The organism is Dyella sp. SG562 (genome assembly GCF_011759495.1).
Classification (GTDB): Bacteria; Pseudomonadota; Gammaproteobacteria; order Xanthomonadales; family Rhodanobacteraceae; genus Dyella_D; species Dyella_D marensis.
Genome location: NZ_JAAOYS010000001.1, coordinates 665,098 through 687,376, shown reverse-complemented (window position 1 = coordinate 687,376; position 22,279 = coordinate 665,098). Strand labels below are relative to the sequence as shown.

26 protein-coding genes, 1 tRNA gene and 1 other RNA gene are annotated in these 22,279 nt (G+C 67.7%); 11 read left to right on the top strand and 17 right to left on the bottom strand.

Annotation, left to right across the window (positions count from 1 at the left end; all coding sequences use genetic code 11):
* Nucleotides 1-121 precede the first annotated feature (121 nt).
* The 3 genes from trpC (at nt 122) to FHW84_RS02945 (ending at nt 2,673) form a co-directional block, all read left to right on the top strand.
* A complete protein-coding gene (gene trpC, locus FHW84_RS02955; RefSeq protein ID WP_167252609.1) occupies nt 122-916 on the top strand; it encodes an indole-3-glycerol phosphate synthase TrpC in 795 nt (264 codons plus the stop codon).
* Between the two features lie 11 nt (nt 917-927).
* Nucleotides 928-1,626, top strand: coding sequence for an HAD family hydrolase (locus FHW84_RS02950; protein ID WP_167252608.1), 699 nt, complete (start codon nt 928-930; stop codon nt 1,624-1,626).
* A 78-nt stretch (nt 1,627-1,704) separates the two neighbouring features.
* Nucleotides 1,705-2,673, top strand: coding sequence for a helix-turn-helix domain-containing GNAT family N-acetyltransferase (locus FHW84_RS02945; RefSeq protein WP_167252607.1), 969 nt, complete (start codon nt 1,705-1,707; stop codon nt 2,671-2,673).
* 65 nt (nt 2,674-2,738) lie between these two features.
* On the opposite strand, the gene crp is transcribed toward FHW84_RS02945, so the two are convergent.
* Nucleotides 2,739-3,353, bottom strand: coding sequence for a cAMP-activated global transcriptional regulator CRP (gene crp / locus FHW84_RS02940; protein ID WP_208399577.1), 615 nt, complete (start codon nt 3,351-3,353; stop codon nt 2,739-2,741).
* Between the two features lie 374 nt (nt 3,354-3,727).
* Between crp and speD the strand changes: the two genes are divergently transcribed.
* Nucleotides 3,728-4,513 carry an adenosylmethionine decarboxylase gene (speD, locus tag FHW84_RS02935; RefSeq protein ID WP_026633844.1) on the top strand — a complete coding sequence of 262 codons (786 nt, stop codon included), beginning with the start codon at nt 3,728-3,730 and terminating at the stop codon, nt 4,511-4,513.
* 91 nt (nt 4,514-4,604) lie between these two features.
* Here the strand turns inward: speD and coq7 are convergent, their stop codons facing one another.
* Together coq7 and FHW84_RS02925 are read right to left on the bottom strand one after the other, a co-directional pair.
* Nucleotides 4,605-5,246, bottom strand: a complete 642-nt coding sequence (coq7, locus tag FHW84_RS02930) for a 2-polyprenyl-3-methyl-6-methoxy-1,4-benzoquinone monooxygenase (RefSeq protein ID WP_167252606.1) — start codon at nt 5,244-5,246, stop codon at nt 4,605-4,607.
* A 14-nt stretch (nt 5,247-5,260) separates the two neighbouring features.
* Entirely contained in the window at nt 5,261-6,463 is a 1,203-nt protein-coding gene (locus tag FHW84_RS02925; RefSeq protein WP_167252605.1) for a (Fe-S)-binding protein, read from the bottom strand.
* 130 nt (nt 6,464-6,593) lie between these two features.
* Between FHW84_RS02925 and rplM the strand changes: the two genes are divergently transcribed.
* The 5 genes from rplM to FHW84_RS02900 all read left to right on the top strand — a co-directional run bounded on the left by rplM (nt 6,594) and on the right by FHW84_RS02900 (nt 9,414).
* Nucleotides 6,594-7,022 (top strand): 50S ribosomal protein L13, encoded by a 429-nt coding sequence (gene rplM, locus FHW84_RS02920; protein ID WP_167252604.1) that lies wholly within the window; start codon nt 6,594-6,596, stop codon nt 7,020-7,022.
* Between the two features lie 9 nt (nt 7,023-7,031).
* The gene (rpsI, locus tag FHW84_RS02915) at nt 7,032-7,424 is read left to right on the top strand and encodes a 30S ribosomal protein S9 (RefSeq protein ID WP_167252603.1); all 393 of its coding nucleotides are present in this window, start codon (nt 7,032-7,034) and stop codon (nt 7,422-7,424) included.
* Between the two features lie 69 nt (nt 7,425-7,493).
* Nucleotides 7,494-7,567: transfer RNA gene (locus FHW84_RS02910), tRNA-Gln, on the top strand.
* A gap of 511 nt (nt 7,568-8,078) precedes the next feature.
* Nucleotides 8,079-8,957 carry a hypothetical protein gene (locus FHW84_RS02905; RefSeq protein ID WP_167252602.1) on the top strand — a complete coding sequence of 293 codons (879 nt, stop codon included), beginning with the start codon at nt 8,079-8,081 and terminating at the stop codon, nt 8,955-8,957.
* A gap of 178 nt (nt 8,958-9,135) precedes the next feature.
* Complete coding sequence (locus FHW84_RS02900; protein WP_167252601.1) at nt 9,136-9,414, top strand: hypothetical protein; 279 nt, start codon at nt 9,136-9,138, stop codon at nt 9,412-9,414.
* A 46-nt stretch (nt 9,415-9,460) separates the two neighbouring features.
* Here FHW84_RS02900 and rpiA read toward each other — a convergent pair whose 3' ends face one another.
* The 6 genes from rpiA to FHW84_RS02870 all read right to left on the bottom strand — a co-directional run bounded on the left by rpiA (nt 9,461) and on the right by FHW84_RS02870 (nt 12,037).
* Nucleotides 9,461-10,096: a ribose-5-phosphate isomerase RpiA gene (rpiA, locus tag FHW84_RS02895; protein WP_167252600.1), complete on the bottom strand. Its 636-nt coding sequence runs from the start codon at nt 10,094-10,096 to the stop codon at nt 9,461-9,463.
* A 23-nt stretch (nt 10,097-10,119) separates the two neighbouring features.
* Nucleotides 10,120-10,572: an EVE domain-containing protein gene (locus FHW84_RS02890; protein WP_167252599.1), complete on the bottom strand. Its 453-nt coding sequence runs from the start codon at nt 10,570-10,572 to the stop codon at nt 10,120-10,122.
* Nucleotides 10,569-11,192, bottom strand: a complete 624-nt coding sequence (locus tag FHW84_RS02885) for a 5-formyltetrahydrofolate cyclo-ligase (protein WP_167252598.1) — start codon at nt 11,190-11,192, stop codon at nt 10,569-10,571. Before FHW84_RS02885 ends, FHW84_RS02890 begins: the two co-directional genes overlap by 4 nt.
* 103 nt (nt 11,193-11,295) lie before the next feature.
* Nucleotides 11,296-11,482, bottom strand: a non-coding RNA gene (gene ssrS / locus FHW84_RS02880) — 6S RNA.
* Between the two features lie 7 nt (nt 11,483-11,489).
* Nucleotides 11,490-11,795 (bottom strand): cell division protein ZapA, encoded by a 306-nt coding sequence (locus FHW84_RS02875; RefSeq protein ID WP_167252597.1) that lies wholly within the window; start codon nt 11,793-11,795, stop codon nt 11,490-11,492.
* Nucleotides 11,796-11,803: 8 nt separating this feature from the next.
* On the bottom strand, nt 11,804-12,037 hold the full coding sequence (locus FHW84_RS02870) for a TIGR02449 family protein (protein WP_167252596.1): 234 nt from the start codon (nt 12,035-12,037) through the stop codon (nt 11,804-11,806).
* 102 nt (nt 12,038-12,139) lie between these two features.
* Here FHW84_RS02870 and FHW84_RS02865 point away from each other — a divergent pair, with 102 nt between their 5' ends.
* Together FHW84_RS02865 and FHW84_RS02860 are read left to right on the top strand one after the other, a co-directional pair.
* Nucleotides 12,140-12,709, top strand: a complete 570-nt coding sequence (locus tag FHW84_RS02865; RefSeq protein ID WP_167252595.1) for a UPF0149 family protein — start codon at nt 12,140-12,142, stop codon at nt 12,707-12,709.
* A complete protein-coding gene (locus FHW84_RS02860; protein WP_167252594.1) occupies nt 12,664-14,016 on the top strand; it encodes an aminopeptidase P N-terminal domain-containing protein in 1,353 nt (450 codons plus the stop codon). The genes FHW84_RS02865 and FHW84_RS02860 overlap by 46 nt, the downstream gene beginning before the upstream one ends.
* 141 nt (nt 14,017-14,157) lie before the next feature.
* Here FHW84_RS02860 and cydX read toward each other — a convergent pair whose 3' ends face one another.
* From cydX to FHW84_RS02820, 8 genes are all read right to left on the bottom strand, one after another.
* Nucleotides 14,158-14,289, bottom strand: a complete 132-nt coding sequence (cydX, locus tag FHW84_RS02855; protein WP_167252593.1) for a cytochrome bd-I oxidase subunit CydX — start codon at nt 14,287-14,289, stop codon at nt 14,158-14,160.
* A gap of 15 nt (nt 14,290-14,304) precedes the next feature.
* On the bottom strand, nt 14,305-15,435 hold the full coding sequence (gene cydB, locus FHW84_RS02850; RefSeq protein ID WP_167252592.1) for a cytochrome d ubiquinol oxidase subunit II: 1,131 nt from the start codon (nt 15,433-15,435) through the stop codon (nt 14,305-14,307).
* A 10-nt stretch (nt 15,436-15,445) separates the two neighbouring features.
* On the bottom strand, nt 15,446-17,023 hold the full coding sequence (locus FHW84_RS02845) for a cytochrome ubiquinol oxidase subunit I (protein ID WP_167252591.1): 1,578 nt from the start codon (nt 17,021-17,023) through the stop codon (nt 15,446-15,448).
* The gene (gene cydP, locus FHW84_RS02840; RefSeq protein WP_167252590.1) at nt 17,020-17,247 is read right to left on the bottom strand and encodes a cytochrome oxidase putative small subunit CydP; all 228 of its coding nucleotides are present in this window, start codon (nt 17,245-17,247) and stop codon (nt 17,020-17,022) included. The genes FHW84_RS02845 and cydP overlap by 4 nt, the downstream gene beginning before the upstream one ends.
* Before the next feature lie 131 nt (nt 17,248-17,378).
* On the bottom strand, nt 17,379-17,834 hold the full coding sequence (locus FHW84_RS02835) for a hypothetical protein (protein ID WP_167252589.1): 456 nt from the start codon (nt 17,832-17,834) through the stop codon (nt 17,379-17,381).
* Between the two features lie 8 nt (nt 17,835-17,842).
* On the bottom strand, nt 17,843-19,165 hold the full coding sequence (gene pepQ / locus FHW84_RS02830) for a Xaa-Pro dipeptidase (protein ID WP_167252588.1): 1,323 nt from the start codon (nt 19,163-19,165) through the stop codon (nt 17,843-17,845).
* 95 nt (nt 19,166-19,260) lie between these two features.
* A complete protein-coding gene (gene dld / locus FHW84_RS02825) occupies nt 19,261-20,964 on the bottom strand; it encodes a D-lactate dehydrogenase (RefSeq protein WP_167252587.1) in 1,704 nt (567 codons plus the stop codon).
* Entirely contained in the window at nt 20,964-22,256 is a 1,293-nt protein-coding gene (locus FHW84_RS02820; protein WP_167252586.1) for an MFS transporter, read from the bottom strand. The genes dld and FHW84_RS02820 overlap by 1 nt, the downstream gene beginning before the upstream one ends.
* Nucleotides 22,257-22,279: the final 23 nt, after the last annotated feature.

The following is a 22,279-nucleotide window of genomic DNA, read 5'->3' as shown; positions in this document are numbered from 1 at the left end:
GCCCAAGGTAGGCCAATCGCCCTAGGCATTCGGTCCGCGCGCGGCGCGGCCGAAGCTTGTGTAACCTTGGGCCGCGCACCGCGCGTTTCCCCGACCCACGCTGACGCATCCAGGCCGACCCATGACCGACATCCTGCAACGCATCCTGACGCGCAAGACGGAGGAGATCGCCGAGCGCAGCGCACGGCTGCCGCTGGCCGAGCTCAAGGCGCGCCTGGCCGATGCCACCGAGACGCGTCCGTTCGCCGATGCCGTCGAGGCCAAGATCGAAGCCGACCTGCCGGCGGTGATCGCCGAAGTGAAGAAGGCCAGCCCCAGCAAGGGCGTGATCCGCGCCGACTTCGACCCGGCCTCGATCGCGCGCAGCTACGAGCTCGCCGGCGCGGCCTGCCTGTCGGTGCTGACCGACAAGGACTTCTTCCAGGGCAGCGAGGAGTTCCTGCGCCAGGCGCGCGAGGCCTGCTCGCTGCCGGTGCTGCGCAAGGACTTCGTGATCCATCCCTACCAGGTGTACGAGGCCCGTGCGATCGGCGCCGACTGCATCCTGCTGATCGTCGCGGCGCTGGAGGATTCCGAGCTGGAGGATCTTTCGATGCAGGCCGCCGAGCTGGACATGGACGTGCTGTGCGAAGTGCACGACGCCGAGGAACTGGAGCGCGCCCAGGCGCTGCCGGTGCGCCTGATCGGCGTGAACAACCGCAACCTGCGCACCTTCGAGACCACGCTGGATACCTCGATCGAGCTGCGCGAGCTGATGGACTACAACCGCATCCTGGTCGCCGAGTCGGGCATCCACACGCCCGACGACGTCGAGCGCCTGCGCGATGCCGGCATCCATGCGTTCCTGGTCGGCGAAGCGTTCATGCGCGCGCAGGACCCGGGCGCCGAACTCAAGCGGCTGTTCGCCGCGCAGTAGGGCCGACGACGTTGACAGGGGAAACCTCCACCTCGCCGGAGACGGCGGGCGACGCGGCCGTGGCGCCGCGCACCGTGCTGTTCGATTTCGACGGCGTGCTGTTCCAGGGCGACAGCTTCCGCGTGTTCATCACCGAGCGCTACGCGCGCGCGCCGCTGCGCAAGCTGCTGGCCTGCGCCAACCTGCCGTGGATGCTGCTGGTGTGGCCGCTGTCCTGGCGTACGGTGGTGCGCAGCCTGGTGCATATCGGCCTGCTCGGCGTCGGCGAGCGCCGCTACACCGCCGAGGCGCAGGCCTTCGCCGCCGCGCTGGTGCGCCGGCCCAGGCAGTTCTATCGCGACGGCCTGCAGGCGCTGCGCCGGCACCAGGCCGCGGGCGACCGGGTGATCGTGGTGACCGGCTGCGAGCGCACGGTGGCGCGCGGCATCCTCGACCAGCTCGGGCTGGACGGGCTGGAGCTGCTGGCCTCGGAGTTCAAGCCGGGACCGTTCGGCATGCGCGTGAAGTTCCACAACGTGGGGCGGCGCAAGCTGGAGCGCCTCACCGCGCACGGCGTGCGCGAATGGCAGCTGGCCTACAGCGATTCGCTGGCCGATATCCCCATGCTCAAGGGCGCCGGGGAGGCGGTGCTGGTCAATGGCACGCCCAAGGTGTGCAAGCGGCTGGAGAAGGTGCTGGGCCGTTCGGTGACGCGGGTGGAGTGGTTCTGAGACCGCGGCGGAGGCCTTGTCGACGGCCTTCCAGGTGATTATGTTAGTACTTACATATCACCGCCGGTCCCGTTCCCCATGTACCTGTCCACCCTTGCCGAGCTGGCGCTCGGCAGCCGCCTGAAGGCGCTCAGCGACCAGTTCTATGCCGCGGCCGACGAGGTCTACCGCGCCTGCGGCGCCTCCATCGAATCGCGCTGGTTCCCGGTGCTGCGCTATCTGTGGGAGAGCGGCCCCGGCACCGTGGGCGAAGTGGCGGCGGCGATCGGCCAGACCCATTCGGCGGTCAGCCAATTGGTGGACAAGCTGGACGCCGCCGGCATGGTCCGCCGCGAGCGCGACCCGCAGGACGGCCGCCGCAGCATCCTGGTGCTGACTGGCGAGGCGCGCCAGGCGCTGGGCGCGCTGGGGCCGGTCTGGCAGGCGATCCGCCGCGGCGTCACCGCCTCGCTGGGCGAGCAGGGCGAGCGGCTGCTGGCGGCGCTGGCGGCTTGCGAGGAGGCGCTGAAGGAGCGCCCGATCGTGCCGGCCATCCTGGCCGAGCACTCGGCCCTGCTGGCCCAGCCGCTGGAGATCGTGCCCTACGAGCCGGCCCTGGCCGCGGATTTCTACCGCCTCAACGTGCAGTGGCTGGAGCGCTATTTCCGGGTGGAGGAGATCGACCGCCAGATGCTCAGCGACCCCGAGCGCTATGTGCTGGCGCCCGGCGGCGCCCTGCTGTTCGCCCGCATGGGCGGGCAGGCCATCGGCACCTGCGCCCTGCTGCACGAGTCGCCTGGCGTGTACGAGCTGTCGAAGATGAGCGTGGACGAGAGCTTCCAGGGCCTGGGCGCCGGGCGGAAGCTGCTGGGTGCGGCCATCGCCGAATTCCACCGCCGCGGCGGGCGCGAGCTGTTCCTGGAATCCAACAGCAGGCTGCGCACGGCCCTGCGCATGTACGAGCAGGCCGGTTTCGAGCTGCAGCCGTCCACCCGCGCCGGTTCGCATTACGAGCGGGCCGACGTGTACATGGTCTACCGGGCGCCCGCCGAGCGCCTGGCCGGTTGAGCCACCCCTGAAACGAACGAACCCGGCCGGGGCCGGGTTCGTCGGGATCGGACGGGGCGGAGCGCTCAGCGGGTGCCGCGCACCACGATGGTCTTGCCGGCCACGTCGATCATGCCCTGCTCCTCCAGCTGCTTGAGCACGCGGCCCACCATCTCGCGGGAGCAGCCCACGATGCGGCTGACTTCCTGGCGGGAGATGCGGATCTGGGTGCCGTCCGGGTGGCTCATGGCGTCCGGTTCCTGGCACAGGTCCAGCAGGGTGCGGGAGATGCGGTTGGTCACGTCCATGAAGGCCATGCGGCTGACCTGGCGGGAGGTGCGCAGCAGGCGATGGGTGAGCTGGGAACCGATCGCGAACAGGATCTTCGGGCATTCCTCGCGCAGCGGGCCTTCCATCAGGTGGAACAGGCGCTCGTAGCTGATTTCGGCCATTTCGCAGGGGGTGCGGGTGCGCACCATCGACTCGCGCTGGGCCTGCTCCACGAACAGCCCCATTTCGCCGATGAACTGGCCGCGGCTGAGGTAGGCCAGGATCAGTTCGCGGCCCTGCTCGTCCTCGGTGCAGACCGCCAGCGAGCCGTCGACGATGTAATACAAGGTGTTGGCCGGGTCGCCCGGCCGGATGATCGCCGTCTTGCCGGGATAGCGGCGACGGTGGCAGAGGGCCAGGAAGCGCTCCATCGACGCCGGGTCGGGGGCGAAGCTGGCAGGGGCCTGGGAGCGTTCAAAAGCTTGTTGGAGTTGGTATTTGAGTTGCGCCACGATCTATCCCAGCTTGGAGGGCGGCAGCCGCCAGGCCCCTGAGGGCGGCGGCTGGACTTCGGTTCGTTCTTCTGTTGACCCCGCGGCATTATGGCAAACCAGCGCAGCCTGCCAAGGTTCAGTTTCTCCCTATTTTGTCGCATACTTCACGGTCTTTCGGTCACGGCGTTGTCGCCGCCCGGTCACAAGGGTCGCGGAGGCTTACGTCTTCGCGTCGTTTTTCTTTTTCTGCGGGGACCCTTGTCGCTAACCCGCCTCTACTGCTGGCCGCCCCCCGGCCATGGAGAGTCGCCGTGGTGAAACCCCTCCCGCGCCTGCGCCTGCAGGGCTTCAACAACCTGACCAAGGCCCTGAGCTTCAACATCTACGACATCTGCTACGCGGTGTCGGAAGAACAGCGCCAGCGCTACATCGAATACATCGACGAGCAGTACGACGCCGACCGCCTTACCCAGATCCTCACGGACGTGGCGGAGATCATCGGCGCCAACATCCTCAACATCGCCCGCCAGGACTACGACCCGCAGGGTGCGTCCGTGACCATCCTCATCTCCGAGGAGCCGGTGGTGGAGAAGCTCGGCCGCGACACCATTTCCGGTGCCGTGGTGGCGCACATGGACAAGAGCCACATCACCGTCCACACCTATCCGGAAACGCATCCGCACAACGGCATCGCCACCTTCCGCGCGGACATCGACGTGGCCACCTGCGGCGTGATCTCGCCGCTGAAGGCCCTGAACTACCTGATCGACAGCTTCGAGTCGGACATCGTGATCGCCGACTACCGCGTGCGCGGCTTCACCCGCGACGTGAAGGGCAAGAAGCACTTCATCGACCACAAGATCAATTCGGTGCAGGACTACCTGGCCAAGCACATCCGCCAGAAGTACGAGATGTTCGACGTCAACGTGTACCAGGAAAACATGTTCCACACGAAGATGCACATCAAGGACTTCGACCTCGACACCTACCTGTTCGAGGCGCATGCGGACGATCTGTCGTTCAAGGAGCGCCAGCGCATCGAGTCGCTGCTGCGGCGCGAGATCGAAGAGCTGTTCCACGGGCGCAACCTGATGTGACGTGCATGAAAAACCCGCCGGAAGGCGGGTTTTTCTTTTGAGCGTGGCACCCGCCGGAAGGCGGGTCTTTCTTTTGCGGGTTTCGGCGGCCTCAGATCCGGTACGCCACCTTCTTCATCACCATCGAACTCAGATGCATCAACCCGGGCAGCGGGAATGGCAGCTCGATGCCGCCGCGTTCCTTCGCCTGCTCCGCATGGCGCACTTCATCTTCCTGCATCTGTGCGAGCACGGCGCGCGAGCGCTGGTCCTGCGCCGGCAGCGTTTCCAGGTGTTCCTCCAGGTGCGCTTCCACCTGCCGCTCGGTTTCCACCACGAAGCCCAGGCTCACCGGGTCGCCCGCCAGCGCGGCCAGCGCGCCGATCGCGTAGCTGCCGGCGTACCACAGTGGATTGAGCAGGCTGGGGCGGCTGTCCAGTTCCTTCAGGCGCTCGGCGCACCAGGCGAGGTGGTCGGTTTCCTCGGCGGCGGCGTGCAGCAGGTGCTCGCGGTTCTGCTCGCTGCGGGCGAGCGCGGCCTGGCCGTCGTACAGCGCCTGCGCGCAAACCTCGCCGGTGTGGTTGATGCGCATCAGGCCGGCGGCGTGGCGGCGCTCGGCGTCGTCCAGCTCGGCCTCGCCGATGCCGGCGGAAGGCGAGGGGCGGGCGGCTTCGGGGCTGCCGCCCACGGTTTCCAGGGCGCGTTCCAGGCCGACCAGCAGGCGGTCGAGCGGCGACAGGGTACGGACATTCATGGCGGCCTCCATCTCTAGGGTTCCAGCTGCTGCGCCAGCAGGACCAGCGGATGCTGGTGCGGCCACTGCCGCGCGCCCTGCATGCCTGCGGCGAGATGCAGGCGACAGCCGATATTGGACGACAACAGCCGCTGCGGCGCCAACGCGGCGACCTGCCGCAGGGCGTCTTCGCGCAGGCGGGCGGCGCGTTCGGGGAATTCCAGCATGTGCGTGCCGGCGGCGCCGCAGCAGTGCGGGGGCTTGGGCAGCGGGGCGACGTCGAGTCCGGGCACGCGGCGCAGCAGCCGCAGCAGCGCGTCGTCGCTGCGGGCGACATTGGTCTGCGTGCAGGGCAGATGGACGGCGACGCGTGCCTGCAGCGGGCGGAACGACAGGCGCTCGGCGCGTGCTGCCAGCAGTGCCACGGGATCGGCCACGCGCACGCCGGGCAGGGCGTGGCGCAGCGTGCCGATGCAGCCGGGAGTGATCGTCACCAGGTGGGCCGCCTTCGCGCTCCGCCAGGCGGCGTCGACCTGCGCGGCCGCACGCCTGGCGTTGGCCGTGTCGCCGCCGTGCAGATCCATGGCGCCGCAGCAGAAGGCCGGAAGCTCGACGACGCGATAGCCGGCGGCGCGCAGCAGCGTGAGTGCGGCGCGCTGCGCGTCGGCGTCCTCGACGCTGGCGATGCAGCCGGGAAAGAGGGCGATGGTGTCGGCATCCGGGGTTTCATCGGACGCAGGTTGCGGGATATAGGGCGCCGGCAGCGGGGTGCGCGGCCACAGCGCCAGGGCGCTGCGCAGCGCGGACTTCTCGGGCAGGCTTTTCGCCACCAGCGATTTCCAGCCGGCGAAGCCTACTCCGCCGAGGACCTGCCGCAGGCGCCGCCAACGCATTGGCTGACGGATAAGTCCGATTTCCCGCTCCGGCCGCCCCGGGGCCGGCCCCAGCAACGCCCGCGTCTCCACCAGCAATTCGCCATAGCGGACGTTGGCCGGGCAGACTTTCTCGCAGCCCATGCAGCCCAGGCAGTGATCCAGGTGCCCGCGCAGCTCCGCGGTGGGTTCCGCCTGGCCGCGGGCGAGCGCGGCGGCGATGGCGATGCGCCCGCGCGGCGACTCGGCCTCGTTGCGATCCAGCGCATACGTGGGGCAGACGGGCAGGCACAGGCCGCACTGCACGCACTGGTCGGCCAGTGCGGCAATGCGTGTAGGGGGCTTTTCTTCGGACCGGTTCATCATGCTATTATTGCCAGCTCGCAGCCCGCCGACGGTGGGCTTGCGCGATCGATGCAAGCTCCGCTATCATCTCGCGCCTTTGCACCGCCGATTATGCCAACCGCCCATGTGGCGGCAGACTAGGTATTCCGAAATGAAAACGTTCAGCGCCAAGCCGGAAAGCGTCAAGCGCGATTGGTTCGTGATCGACGCGACTGACAAGACGCTCGGTCGTCTCTCGACCGAGATCGCTCGTCGCCTGCGCGGCAAGCACAAGCCGGAGTTCACCCCGCACGTCGATACCGGCGACTACATCGTCGTGATCAACGCCGAGAAGGTGCACGTCACCGGCGCCAAGCTGGACGACAAGATGTACCACCGCTTCACCGGCTACGTCGGCAACCTGAAGACCACCAGTCTGAAGGACATGCTGGCCAGCCACCCCGAGCGCGTCATCGAGATCGCCGTGAAGGGCATGCTGCCGAAGAACCCGCTGGGCCGCGCCATGTACCGCAAGCTCAAGGTCTACGGCGGCGCCGAGCATCCGCATACCGCACAGCAGCCGCAGGCGCTGGAAATCTAAGGAACCAACATGGCGATCCAGCAGAATTACGGCACCGGCCGCCGCAAGACCTCCGCCGCCCGCGTGTTCCTGCGCAAGGGCAAGGGCGACATCGTCGTCAACGGCAAGCCGCTTGATCAGTTCTTCGGTCGCGAGACCTCGCGCATGATCGTGCGCCAGCCGCTCGAACTGATCGAAGCCACCGACAAGTTCGACGTGCTCGTCACCGTCGCCGGCGGCGGCATCACCGGCCAGGCCGGTGCGATCCGCCTGGGCATCGCCCGCGCGCTGATCGAGTACGACGAAAGCCTGAAGACCCAGCTGCGCAAGGCCGGCTTCGTGACCCGCGACGCCCGTGAGGTCGAGCGTAAGAAGGTCGGTCTGCACAAGGCACGTCGCGCTACCCAGTTCTCGAAGCGCTAATTCCCTTCGGGGGTTTCGTTTCAACGATGCAGCGCATGCAGGTCAGAGCGCGCCGCATCGGCAGAATGTTGGGAGATCGTCTAACGGTAGGACAACGGACTCTGACTCCGTTTATCTAGGTTCGAATCCTAGTCTCCCAGCCAAAAATGAAGAACCCGCCCTTGTGGCGGGTTTTTCATTTTTGGTCTGCGGAGCACAGGAGGCGAACCACGTTCGACAAATTCGTCGGGAACGAATTTGGACAGCGCGCAGCGCTGGCCCCGGAGCGCGTAGCGCGGAGGGGCGAGCCCATGGATGGGGCTCGCAATCCTAGTCTCCCAGCCAAAAATGAAGAACCCGCCCTTGTGGCGGGTTTTTCATTTTTGGTCTGCGGAGCACAGGAGGCGAACCACGTTCGACAAATTCGTCGGGAACGAATTTGGACAGCGCGCAGCGCTGGCCCCGGAGCGCGCAGCGCGCAGGGGCGAGCCCCATGGATGGGGCTCGCAATCCTAGTCTCCCAGCCAAAAATGAAGAACCCGCCCTCGTGGCGGGTTTTTCATTTTTGGTCTGCGGAGCACGCCCGGAAGTCCAGGTAACCTTTTTGCGCGCCCATACCCTTGACAGCCCGCCTGCCCAGGCACAGCCTGCTCCAGTCCTGTCAGGGGGTGAGTCATGGGCAAGGTCAAGACGCAGCCGCGAAAGAGCGCGGCCGGCAAGAGTGCGACCGACAAGAAGCACAAGGTCATTCCTCCCAAGAAGCTGATCGATGCGCACAAGGCGCCGGATCTGCGCCGCTCGACGCGGCGCCTCGAGAAAATGCCGGAGGCGGCCTATCGCGCGGCGATCGACTTGGGCAACCGGCAGCCCACCATCAACATGCATGGCGGCGTGGGCATTCCCGGTCCGCGAACCAAGGCAGCCGTAACGAAACTGACCAGGCTCGATTTCGCCAAACTCGATACCGAGCTGCCCGCCATCTTGAAGATGTCGCAGCAGGTTCGCGGGAACAAGAACATCACCGCGGTCCGCAAGAAGGTAAAGCCGGTCAATCGCCAGGTCGTCTACCGCGAGGGCGCGTCCGACGTCCATTCGCTGCACGTCGCCAATGACATCGCCGCGGTGTCCAATAGCCGCACCAGCAAGGTCTACGACTATCCGGATCTCGCCCCCAAGCTCGACAAGCGCTTGCAGAGCAATGGCAAAGCCAAGGGCAAGACCTACTTCGACAGCAAGATCAAAGCGGCCGACCGCCGCTCCCGCGTCACCCAAGGCCTGCAGCACCTGATTGCCGGGCATAACGACAAGGCCCAGGAATCGTTCGACAACGCCGGACTCACCGCCAAGGGCCTCAAGTGGGTGCACAAGATGGGCACGCTGATGCTTGCCGAGCGCGGCAGAGAATTGCACGGAGGCGGCGGTGCCGACAGCAGCAAGGTGAGCGGCGCGCTGGAGCACGTCAAGGGTGGCCGCAACTTCGAGGATGTCTTCGTCAAGAATGCCGCCACGCTGGCGCCGTTCGCGCTGCGCGGCGGGGCCAAGACCCTGAAGTAGACGGAGCGGGCAACCGCATATTGCGCCCCCGAATTCCTCGCCCGCGCCGTGCGCTGACGCACATATCCAGCAGCCACGCCCGGCAATAAGCCCTATCGCCCCTGGCTAGCTGCGAGGCCGGCACGCCGGATGTAGCTTCCCTGCCCGCACCGCGCATTGGGCGCGAAAGGAGGCGACGATGGCTACGCAGAAGAGGCAGGCCCTGACGCTGGAAGGGCTGGTGGAGAAATACGGTGTCGCCGCCCTGGCGGCGCTGCGCAATCCCGCGCTGTGGGATGTGATCGTGCCGATGGGCGGTCCAACCAAGAATGGTGCGCTCACCGCTGCCGCGAAAAAACAGCTGCAGAGCGAATTGAATGCGGTCTACGGTGCCTTGCTCGACAACGCCAAGGCCGGCGACGCCGTATCCGGCGCATTCGCCGCGCACGTGGCCATCAGCAAGGCGGCGATCCACTGAAAGGCGCAACCGCGTCCGCGCTTGCGGACGCGGTTCGCCGAGCGGCTTACATCTCGCGGTCGCCGATCAGCACCACGTCCGCCGCGCGCTGCGCGAACAGGCCCACGGTGACGATGCCGGGAATCTGGTTGAGCTCTTTTTCCAGCGCCACCGGGTCGGCGATCTGCCAGCCGTGCACGTCGATCACCCAGTTGCCGTTGTCGGTGACCACGCCGTCGCGCCACACCGGGTTGCCGCCGCGCTTGACGATCTCGCGGCCGACCAGGCTGCGCGCCATCGGGATCACCTCGATCGGCAGCGGGAACTTGCCCAGCAGTTCCACGCGCTTGCTGGAATCGATGATGCACACGAACTTCGCGCTGGCCGCGGCGATGATCTTCTCGCGCGTCAGCGCGGCGCCGCCGCCCTTGATCAGGCGCTTGTAGGGGTCGCATTCGTCGGCGCCGTCGACGTAGATCGACAGCGGGCCGGTGGCGTTGAGGTCGAGCACCGGGATGCCCAGGCGCTTGAGCTGCGCGGTCGACTGCTCGGAGCTGGACACCGCGCCCTGGATGCGGTCCTTCAGGTCCGCCAGCGCGTCGATGAAGAACGCCACGGTGGAACCGGTGCCGACGCCGACGATGCCGCCTTCCTCGACGTAGCGGATGGCGGCTTCGCCCGCCAGGCGTTTTTCGTTGCTCATGATGCAGTCCGGACAGTAGGGAATTATTCGAGCGTGAGGATGTGGCGCCACTCGGCGGCGGCCACCGGCATCACCGACAGGCGGTTGCCCTTGCGCACCAGCGGCATCTCCGCCAAGGCCGGGTCGGCCTGCAGTTCCTTCAGCGAGATGGTGCGCTTGAGCTTCTTCACGAACTTCACCTCGACCAGCATCCAGCGCGGGTTGTCGCGCGAACTGCCGGGGTCGAAGTAGTTGCTCTTGGGGTCGAACTGGGTCGGGTCCGGATAGGCCTCGGTCACCACTTCGGCCACGCCGACGATGCCCGGCTCGGCGCAATTGGAGTGATAGAAGAACACCTTGTCGCCCTTGCGCATGCCGTCGCGCATGTAATTGCGCGCCTGGTAGTTGCGCACGCCGTCCCAGGCCTCCTTGCCCTTGCGCTTGAGGTCGTCGATGGAAAAGGCGTCCGGCTCGGACTTCATCAGCCAGTGGTTCATGCGTGGGCGTCTCCGTCGCCGGCCGCGTCGGCGTGGCAATCGATCAGTTCCTGCTCGGTGGCGATGTAATCCAGCTGCACGTCCCAGGCGGCCGGCTCGATCGCGGGCAGTTCCTGGAAGGCGTAGCCGACGCCGACCAGCAGCGGTTCGGTGGGGCGCGCCTGGTCCTTGAGGAAGGCGAAGCCGCGGTCGTAATAGCCGCCGCCGTAGCCCAGGCGGTTGCCGAGCCGGTCGAAGGCGAGCAGGGGCAGCAGCACCAGATCGAGCTGGAAGGGCTCGAACAGCTCGGCGGGGTCGACCGGTTCGGGAATGCCGTAGCGGTTCGGCTGCACGTCCTGGTCGGCGCTCCACGGCGCGAAGCGCAGGCGCTTGCCGGGGCCGATCACCGGCAGCATGAACTGCTGGCCGCGCGTGGCCAGGGGCGGGATCGCCAGGTTCAGCGGCAGCTCGCCGTTGGTGGCCCAGTAGCCGGCCACGCGGACGTCGGTGTGGTATTCGGGCAGCTGCTCCAGGCTGCGGCGCAGCCCCTGGGCGGCGGCCATGCGCTGGGGCGGGGAGAGCTCCCGGCGGCGTTCGGCCAGCCGTTGGCGTAGCTCGCGGCGCTGGGCGGTGGCGTCCACGTCGAGGTCTCCTCAAGAGAACGCCCGCAGCGCAAGCGCTGCGGGCGGTTTCCGCGGGCCCGGCCGATGTCGGAACAAGCTCGGCCGTAGCGGTAAAAAGGTGGCGTCCACCGCGGTGCCGCTGCCCACCAAACGACCTTGATCCACGATGGATCAGGTGGGAGGGCTACATGGCCTCAAGGCTTTCCGCACGCAGCGGACATGCACAACAGCCGATGAAAAGCCGACCCGGGGCCGTATTTAGGAACAAGGCAAATGTAAGAGTGTGCTGGCGCACACCGCAGTAAACGCCGAGGACTATTTTAGTTGCCCGTCGAGGGCCGCTTCAAGCTTGCGCCGCATCGCGGCAAGTGTATCGCCCACGCTCTGGTCAGCTCCGCTATGGGTTTTGCGCAGGGCCAGGAACTCGTGGGTGATGCTGATCGCCGCCAGCACGGCCAGGCGGTCGAAGCCCGGCGTCTTGGCGTTGGCGCGCAGCTCGCGCATCTTGCGGTCCAGGTAGGCGGCCGATTCCAGCAGGCCCTCCCGTTCCTCCGGCGCGCAGGCGATCAGGAATTCGCGATCGATCAGCCGCAGCGCGACGGGTTCACTGGAGTTCGTCATCTGGGTGCTCAGCCGTTGTTCTCAAGTGCCTTGAGGCGCTGGATCATCGCTTCGACGCGACTGCGCGCCTGCTCGTTGCGGGCCATCAGGCCGGCTCGCTCGCTGGCCAGCTGTTCCTGGCTGTGGCGCAGGCTGCGGTTTTCCTCGGCCAGGCGGCGCACCGCGTCCAGCAGGCGGTCGACCTGCTCGCCTAGCGCGGCAAGTTCCTGCTTGACCGGATCGTTGAACGGGGCGGTGCTCATGCGCGGAACTATAGCAGGAGGCCCGGCCGTGTCAGCTGCCACTCCCGGCGCATTTCCGGAGGCTGCATTAAACTGCCGTCTTGACCCCGAAGGAGTACTTCCATGGCGCCTGCCGAGCTGATCGGTCACGAGGAACTGGACGGCGTCGCGGCGCGCCTGAAACTGGCCGTCGATGCCAGCGAACTGCACGGTTCGCTCTGCGGCTATCTCAGCGGCGGCGGCCGCGTCGGCAAGGATGCGCTGCTGGCCGTGTTGCAGCTCGATGGTGGCGAACAGGTCAGCCCCTCGGCCAATGACCGCGCCCTGCTCGAACAGCTGGTGCGCCAGAGCGAACAGGAACTGGCCGACCCGGAACTGGGCTTCGAGCCGCTGCTCCCCGCCGACGACCGCCCGCTGGAAGAACGCGCCGACTCGCTGGGCGACTGGTGCCGCGGCTTCCTCGGCGGCTTCGGCCTGGCCGGGCCGGAGAAGTTCGGCAAGCTGTCCGACGAAGCGCAGGAGATCCTGCGCGACCTGAACACCATCGCCGCTTCCGAATTCGAATTCGGCGACAGCCGCGACGACGAGGACGCGCTGATCGAACTGCACGAATTCGTGCGCGTCGCCGCCATGCTGCTGCACGCCGAATGCGTGGGCGGCCGCAACAAGCCCAACAGCGACACCGTGCATTGAGCATCGCGCAGGACGAATACGCCCGCCGCCGCCGGCAGCTGATGAAGATGGCCGGCGAGGACGCGGTGCTGCTGGTCGCCGCCGCGCCCGAACGCATCCGCAACGCCGACGCCGCCTGGCCCTACCGCCAGGACTCCGACCTGCATTACCTCTCGGGCTTCCCCGAGCCGGACGCCGTGCTGGCCCTGCTGCCCGGCCGCCTGCACGGCGAGGCGGTGCTGTTCTGCCGCGAGCGCGACGACGAGCGCGAGCGCTGGCACGGCGAATCGATCGGCACCGAGCGCGCCGTGTCCGAGCACGGCATGGACGACGCCTTCCCGATCGACGACATCGACGACATCCTGCCCGGCATGATCGAAGGCCGCGGCCGCGTGTATTGCCACTTCGGCCGCGAGCCGGAGTTCGACGCCCGCCTGCTCGGCTGGATGCGCCGCCTGCGCCAGCTGCGCGGCGGCGGCGTGGTGCCGAAGGAATTCGTGGCGCTGGGCCATCTGCTGCACGACCTGCGCCTGTACAAGTCGCGCGCCGAACTGCGCCTGATGCGCAGCTCCGCCGCCATCGCCGCCGAGGCGCATCTTTCGGCCATGCGCATGGCGCAGCCGGGCCGGCACGAATACGAAGTGGAAGCCGAGCTGGTGCGCACCATGCGCAGCCGCGGCGCGGTGCCGGCCTTCCCGCCGATCGTGGCCTCCGGCGCCAACGCCTGCGTCATGCACTACCAGGCCAACCGCGCGCCGCTGCGCGACGGCGACCTGCTGCTGATCGACGCCGGCGCGGAACTGGACTGCTACGCCTCGGACATCAGCCGCAGCTTCCCCGTCAACGGCCGCTACAGCCGCGAACAGCGCGCGCTTTACGAGGTGGTACTGGCCGCGCAGCAGGCCGCCATCGACGAGGTGCGGCCCGGCCGCCCGTTCAGCGCCGCGCACGAGGCGGCCGTGTATCTGCTCGCCGAAGGCCTGTGTTCGCTGGGCCTGCTGCAGGGCGACGCCGAAACCGCCATCGCCGAAGGCAGCTACAAGCGTTTCTTCCCCGCCAAGACCGGCCACTGGCTGGGCCTGGACGTGCACGACGTGGGCGATTACCGCATCGACGGCGAGCCGCGCATCCTGGAGCCGGGCATGGTGGTGACGGTGGAGCCGGGCCTCTACGTGCCGCCCGGCGAGCGCTCGGTGCACGAGCGCTGGCGCGGCATCGGCATCCGCATCGAGGACGACGTGGCGGTGACCCGCGACGGCCACGAAGTGCTTACCGACGCGGTGCCGAAGGAAGCGGAGGCGATTGAAGCGATGCTCGCGGAACGTTAGCTCGTCATCCCGGCGCAGGCCGGGATCCAGTAGCGATAAGTTCCATAAGAGCAAACACACCCCAAAGCCCGGCTCTTGAGTCTCCGGCGACCACCGAACGATGACGCCACTGGATCCCGGCCTGCGCCGGGATGACGAGCTTTAATGTTCCGGCGGATTTGTGTCCTCGCGCTGCCGCGCCTCATCCGACGCATGCACCTCGTACCACATCGCATTGAGGATGCCGAAGGCGCAGGCCAGGCCCAGGCCGAGAATCCAGCTGAAATACCACATGGTCCGCTCTCCGTATCAGTAGCTGCGGTGCGTGCCGCGCACGTGTTCCAGGGTCACCCGGCCGCGCATCACGCGGAACACCCATGAGGTGTACAGCACGATCAAGGGCAGGAACACCATGACGGCGCCGAGCATCAGCAGCAGGGTGCTGCGGCTGGAGGAGGCGTCCCACACCGTGAGGCTGGAACGCGGGTCGATGCTCGACGGCAGCAGGAAGGGAAACAGTGCGAAGCCGGCCGACAGAATGGTGCCGATCACCATCAGGCTGCTGCCCAGGAAGCCGGCGAAGCCCTGCCTGGCCACCTGCCACTGCAGCAGCAGCGCGCCGCCGAACGCCGCCAGCGGCGCCGCCCAGAACCACGGATGGCGCATATAGCTGGCGAACCAGCTGCTGCCCGTCGCCACCTGCTTGAACAGCGGATTGGACGGGCCGCCCGGCACCACCTCGCTGGCGATCGCATAGCCGGGAATGCCGTAGGCCAGCCAGATGCCCGCGGCCACGTACAGCACGGCCCAGGCCAGGCAGGTCCAGCGCGCGACGCGGGCGGCGCGCGCGGCGATGCTGCGGTCGGCCTTGAACGCTACCCAGGCGGCGCCGTGAGCCAGCAGCATGCTCAGCGACACCAGCCCCGCGACCAGTGCGAACGGATGCAGCAGCTCGAAGAAGCTGCCGTGCCAGCTCATGCGCAGGTCGTCGTCGAAGCGGAACGGCACGCCCAGGAACAGGTTGCCGAAGGCCACGCCGGTGAGCAGCGGCACCGCGGTGCCGGAGGCGACCAGCACCCAGTCCCACAGTCCCTGCCAGCGCGTGTGCTCGATCTTGCTGCGGAAATTGAAGCCCACCGGCCGCAGGATGAAGGCGACCAGCACCAGGAAGATCGCCAGGTACATGCCGGAGAACGACACGGCATACAGCATCGGCCAGGCCGCGAACGCGGCGCCGCCGCCTAGCACGAACCACACCTGGTTGCCTTCCCAGGTCGGCTCGATGGTTTCCAGCAGCACGTGGCGCTCGTCGGAGTCGCGGCCGAGCACGCGCAGCAGCGCCGCGGTGCCGAAGTCGAAGCCGTCGGTGACGGCGAAGGCGACCAGCAGGATGCCCAGCAGCGCCCACCAGATCACCCGCAGAGTGTCGAGATCGAACATGGCAGGCTCCTCAATCTTCCAGGGCGGGACGCAGCGACGGGTCGCGCGTGACCATGGGCCAGATGCCTAAGCCATCCGGCCCCTTGCGAGCGAACTTCAGCATCAGCACCACGTCCACCACCGCCAGCGCCGTGTAGAACAGCACGAAGCCGCCGAGCGAGGTCCACACCTGGCCGGCGCTCACGCTGGACACGCCCAGCGAGGTCGGCAGGATGCCTTCGATGGCCCAGGGCTGGCGGCCGTATTCGGCCACGATCCAGCCCAGCTCCGCCGCCAGCCACGGCAGCGGCAGGCTGTAGAAGGCCAGCTTCAGGTACCAGCGGTTGCGGTCCAGCCGGCGCCGGCTGGACAGCCAGAACGAATACGCGAACAGCGCGATGAAGTAGAAGCCGCAGGCCACCATGATGCGGAACGACCAGAACAGCACCGGCACGTTCGGGATGGTGCTGTCGGCGGCCTTCTGGATGTCTTCCGGCGTGGCCTTGCGCGGGTCTTCGACGAAGTGCTTCAGCAGCAGGGCGTAGCCGAGATCCTTGTCGTGCGCGGCCAGAATCTCCTTGGCCTGCGCGTTGTGCTTGTCCTCGCGCAGCACCAGCATGGCGTCGTAGGCGCGGATGCCGTTGTCGATCTTGCCCTTGGTGTCTTCCACCAGGTTGTTGATGCCGGGGATCGGCTTGGTCGTAGAGCGCGTGCCGATCAGGCCCATCACCCACGGCACCTGCAGCGCGTAGTGCGTGGTGCGGTTCCTGACGTCGGGAATGCCGAACACGGTGAACGAAGCGGGCGCCGGTTCCGTCTCCCACATGGCCTCGATCGCGGCCATCTTCATCTTCTGGTTTTCCGACACCGCGTAGCCGGATTCGTCGCCCAGCACCACCACCGACAGCGCCGCGGCCAGGCCGAAGCTGGCGGCCACCGTCATCGAGCGCTTGGCGAAGTCCACGTTGCGTCCGCGCAGCAGGTACCAGGCGCTGATCGACAGCACGAACATCGAGCCAAGCACATAGCCCGCGCTCACCGTGTGCACGAACTTGGCCTGCGCCACCGGATTGAAGAACACCTCGGCGAACGAGGTCACTTCCATGCGCATGGTCTCGGGGTTGAAGGCCGAGCCCACCGGGTTCTGCATCCACGCATTGGCCACCAGGATCCACAGCGCGGACAGGCTGGTGGCCAGCGCCAGGAACCAGGTCACCAGCAGGTGCTTCACCGGCGACACGCGCGTCCAGCCCATGAAGAACACGCCGATCAGGGTGCCTTCCAGGAAGAACGCCATCAGTCCTTCGATCGCCAGCGGCGTGCCGAACACGTCGCCGACGTAGTGCGCGTAATAGGCCCAGTTCATGCCGAACTGGAATTCCATGGTGATGCCGGTGGCCACGCCCATGGCGAAGTTGATGCCGAACAGCACACCCCAGAACTGGGTCATGCGTTTCCATACTTCGCGGCCGGTCATGACGTAGACGCTCTCCATGATGGCGAGGATCCACACCAGTCCCAGCGTGAGCGGCACGAACAGGAAGTGATAGAGCGCCGTCAGTGCGAACTGCAGGCGCGACAAGGTGACGACATCGGCGTCGATGATCATGGGTGGCCTTGGCTCGCGGCGGAGGACGGAGCGGCCGGCGCGAGCAGATGCTCGATCGCGGCCGGACGGGTATCGGGACGGGGATGCGGGGCGATCGCCACCCACCAGATCAGGGTGAGCAGCACGATCTTGGCGATCACGATCAGGATCAGCTCGCGGGCCAGCCGGCGCAGCACCGGTCGCTGCGGCTCGCGGCTGCCGGGTTGGGTCGACGGCGTGGACATCCGAGGCTCCCCTGCTTCAGCTGCAGGGCAGGATACGCCGCGTTCACGTGCATGTCGCGCGAAGCATTGCCGCGCGGCAGCCGGCCGCAGGGGCTTGATCCAGATCAGGAAACGGCAGGGCCGCCGGGGCTTCAGCCGTGTTCGTCGTCTGCGCTGCCGTCCTGCGTGCCGCGGCTGCGCAGGGGGATGCGCGAGCCGTCCTGCATGATCAGCACGCCGCCGTCGATGGTCTCGCTGTCGGCGTCCTCGGTGATGAAGCGCGCGACCACGGTGCCGCTGCCGCGCTCGCCTTTCAGATGAAAGGCGAAGGTGTCCTCGTCGGGTTCGGAACTGGTCAAGGTCCAGTCGAACTCGCTGCTGCGGATGCTGCCGATGTGTTCGGCGATGACCGGGTCGGCCGCCATCGCCACCACCGCCTGCTGCTCGAATGCCAGCCAGCCCCACCAGGCCAGCCCGCCGACCGCGGCCACGATGGCCACGATCAGGCTGCCCAGCAGGATCAGCCACAGCGGCACGCGCTTGCGCGGCGGTGCGGCTACCGGCGGCGGGGGCAGCGGGGCGGGGCCTAGCGGCGGCAGCGGGTCCATGGCGTGGCTCAGGCTTGCGCGAACGCGTCGCGCGTGAGGTTTTCGGGTTCGCCGGCGGTGCAGGCCACGTCGTCCTCGATGCGGATGCCGCCGTAGGGCTTGAACAGTTCGATGCGCTCCCAGTCGATGTCCTTGGCCACCGGCGTATCGCGCAGTTCGTCGAGCAGCATGTCGATGAAGTACAGGCCCGGTTCGATGGTGACCACCATGCCCGGTTCCAGCGTGCGCGTCATGCGCAGGTACGGATGCCCGGCGGGGCGCGGAATGCTGCCGCCGCGCTCGCCCTGCTGGAAGCCGGCCACGTCGTGCACCTGCAGGCCGATCGGATGGCCCAGGCCATGCGGGAAGAACGCCGCGGTCACGCCGGTTTCCACCGCGCTCTCGGCGGCCATGCGGATAAAGCCGTGCTCGCGCAGCACGCCGGCCAGCACGTGGTGGGCGTGGATGTGCAGGTCCGGATAGCTCTGTCCCGCGCGCACCTTGGCGGCGAACGTGAGCTGGGCGGCTTCCACGCTGTCGATCAGCGCCTGGAACTCGTCCTCGCCGCGGCCGGCGTAGGTGCGGGTGATGTCGCTGGCGTAGCCGAACGCGCTCGCGCCGGCGTCGATCAGAAAGGAGCGGTGATACTCCGGCGCCACGCGGCCGAAATGCGTGTAGTGCAGCACGGCGCCGTGCTGGTTCAGCGCCACGATGCTGGCGTACGGCAGCTCCGCGTCGATCGCGCCGGCTGCCGCCAGATAGGCCTGGTGGATGCCCAGCTCGCTGGCGCCGGCGCGGAACGCCTGCTCGGCGGCGCGGTGCGCGCGCGCGCCGATGCGGCTGGCTTCGCGCATCAGTGCCAGTTCGTAGGGCGTCTTGTACGAGCGGTGCCAGTGCAGGATGTCGAGCACGTCCTGCGGGTTGTTCGGCTCGATGCCGGCCAGCGCGGGCTGGGCCGGCGCGATCACCGCGCGGCGCGTCTGCGCGCCGGGCAGTTGGGCGACGGCTTCTTCCACCGTGCGCACGATGGTGATGTCGAAATGCTCCACCCAGTAGCCGCTGGGCGCCTGCGGCACCACATGCCAGTAATCGCGCGGCTGCAGGAACACCAGCCGCGGCCGCTGCCCTGGCGTATGCACGACCCAGCTGCCCGGCGCGTCGATCAGCGGCAGCCAGTGGCGGAAATGGGGGCTGGCGATAAAGGGGTAGTCCTGGTCGTCCAGGAACTTGCGCGGCGGCAGGCCGGCGGCGATCAGCAGGTGGTCGTGGCCGGTCAGCGCAAGCGCCTGGTCGGCGTGCTGGCGCACCGTGGCCAGGTGCTGGGGATAGAGCGGGGCGAGGCGGTCGATCATGCGGTTTCCTGGCTTGAGTCCGCCGCGCGGGGCCGGGGCGGACGGATAACCGCCGCATGATCGCGCGCGGGCGCTGCCGCCGCCAGTCCGGGCGCTTAAGGGTGCGGACTGGCGGACTTCGCCGTGCCGCCTATGCCAGGGTTGAAACAGTTGCAGGGGTCGAGCTGCGCATAGAAGCCGGCCAGCGCGGGTTTCGCTTGGTACAGATGGCCCACGTTGTGCTCCGCCGGATATTCGGCACCGCGCTGGTCGAGCAGTTCGAGCATCCGATGTTCCAGCGCCGCGCAATCCGTGCCCTTCGCCACGATGTAGTCCTGGTGGAACACATGGCACAGGAAGTGCCCGTAATAAAGCTTCAGCCGTATCGAAGCCTCGATGTCCGCCGGCAGTCGCTCGAACCAGTCGCGCTGGTTGCGCGGCAGGGCGATGTCCAGCGCGACGATGTCCTCGACCTCGCGCGGATGCACGGCGCGATAGCGCACCGCCGCGCTCGCCGCCGCGAAGCGGTGCAGGAAGGCCTTGTGGCCTTCCTCGTCCGTGCATTCGAAGTACGCGCCGTCTTCGCCGGCAAAATGTGCGGACAGGAAACCGCGCGCCTCGTCGATGCCCGCGGCCGGCACCTTGAGCAGCAGGTGATGCTCGTAGCGGTTGCGATACAGCCGCAGCCGCTCCGGCAGGTGTTCCGGCAGCCGTTCGCTCAGCCACTGCATGATGCGGTCGCTCATCTGCGCCGGCAGGAAGCCGAGGCGGTCGAACCAGGCATCGCAGCGGGTCTTCAGGTTGAACAGCGCAGGCATGCGCTCCGTGCCGAAGCGGTCGATCACCAGGAACAGATCCTTGCCGTACCGGTGCGCGACGTCGAAGGCATCGCGGTGCATGTATTCGGCGGCGATGGGCAGGTGCTCGAAATTCGCCAGCACGTGGCGGCGCAGTTCCGTCAGCGCGGATGTCGTGTTGGTGCCGATATAGAACACCTTGGCGCCGCGCTCGGCCGGGAACGTGTCCAGCCGCACCGCGAACACCATGATCTTGCCGGCGCAGCCGGAGGCTTCGAACAGGCGGCGCGGGTCGGCGTTGAAGCGGGCGGGTGTCGCAGCGTCGATATCGCGGACGTGGCTGGCATATGCGTGATCCGATGCTGCCGCGCCTGGCTGGATCTCTTCTTGCGCAAATGCACCGGCTTCGACACGCGCCAGTATTTCTTCGGGCGTGCCGGCCAGTTCGATACCCAGGTGATTGACCAGCCGCAACACGCCCGCTGCGTCGACGGCCGCATAGATCGCCATTTCCGTGTAGGCCGGCCCGCGCTGCACCAGCGAGCCGCCCGAGTTGTTGCAGATGCCGCCCAGCACCGAGGCGCCGATGCACGAGGAGCCGATCACCGAATGCGGCTCCCGCCCCAGCGGCTTCAAGGCGCGTTCGAGCTGGTCCAGCGTGGCGCCGCCCACGCAGACCACCTGCCGGCCGCCGTCGAGCAGATGCACGCGGCGGATGCGCGTGGTGCTGACGATGACGACGTCGCGGCCGTAGTCGTCGCCGTCGGGCGTGGAGCCGCCGGTCAAGCCGGTATTCGAGGCCTGCGTGATCACCACCGCGCCGGCGGCGATGCATGCGGCCAGCGCATGCCATTGCTCCACCAGGCTGCCCGGGCGAATCACCGCCAGCACCTTGCCGTTACCGAAGCGGTAACCCTGCCGGTAGCGGCGCGTCTTCGCATCGCCGGTGAGCACGTGCCGCGCGCCGACGATCCCGCGGCATGCCGCGAGCAGTGCTGCGCTTGCTTCGTGAAGAGATGGCATCAGGCCCGCCCCGGCGCGGCAGCGGAGCGCCCGGTCAGCGCCAGCGCGGCACCGGCGACCAGCGCCAGCGCGACCACCACCAGCCCGCCATTCGTGCTGTGCGTCAGATCCTTGATCCAGCCGATGATCGACGGGCTGACGAAGCCGGCGAGATTGCCGATCGAATTGATCATCGCGATGCCGGCCGCTGCCGCCGTGCCGGCCAGCACGCGGCTGGGATGGGTCCAGAACACCGGCATGGTCGACAGCACGCCGGCCGTGCCGATCGACAGCGCGATCAGGCCGGGCGACAGCTGGCCCGCGTACAGCGTGCTCGCGTACAGCCCGACGGCGCCGGCCAGGCTCGCCACGGCGAGATGCCAGCGGCGCTCGTTGCGCCGGTCGGAGCTGCGCGCGACCAGGATCATCGCCACCACGGCGACCGCGTACGGAACCGCCGTCAGCAAGCCCACGTCGAGCGCATCGCTCACCCCGGCCGCGGCGATCAGCGTGGGCAGATAGAAGCTCACGCCGTACAGGCCCATCATGCAGCAGAAGTAGATGGCCGCCAGCCGCCACACGCGGCCGTCCGCCAGCACGCTGCGCAGCGGCGCTTCGGCGCCCGCATCGCCGTCGCTGGCCATGTTCGCTTCGAGCAATTGCTTCTCGCGCTCGTCCAGCCACGCTGCCGCACGGATGCCATTGGGCAGCACGAACGGCGTGGCGATGCCCAGCGCCAAGGAAGGCAGTGCTTCGAGCAGGAACAGCCACTGCCAGTTCGCCAGCCCGTGCAGCCCGCCGAACGCATGCATGATCCAGCCCGACAGCGGGCCGCCGAGCACGCCGGCGACCGGAATGCCGATCATGAAAAGCGCATTCATGCGCCCGCGCCGCGCCGACGGATACCAGTAGGTGAGATACAGCACGATGCCGGGAAAGAAGCCGGCCTCCGCCACGCCGAGCAGGAAGCGCACCACGTAGAACGCCGCCGGCGTGGTCACGAACATCGACGAGGCGGACACCAGCGCCCAGCTCACCATGATCCGGCTGATCCACAGCCGCGCGCCCAGCCGGTGCAGCAGCATGTTGCTCGGCACCTCGAACAGGAAATAGCCGATAAAGAACACGCCGGCGCCGAGGCCGTACACCGATTCGCTGAAACGCAGGTCGCTGAGCATCTGCAGCTTGGCGAAGCCGACGTTGACGCGGTCCAGATAGGCGGCCACGTAGCAGACGAACAGGAACGGCAGCAGCCGCAGCGTCACTTTGGCGTAGGTGGCGGTTTCCAGCTCGGCGGAGGCTTGCGGGGGCATGGCGAGGTTCCTGCGGCGTGCGC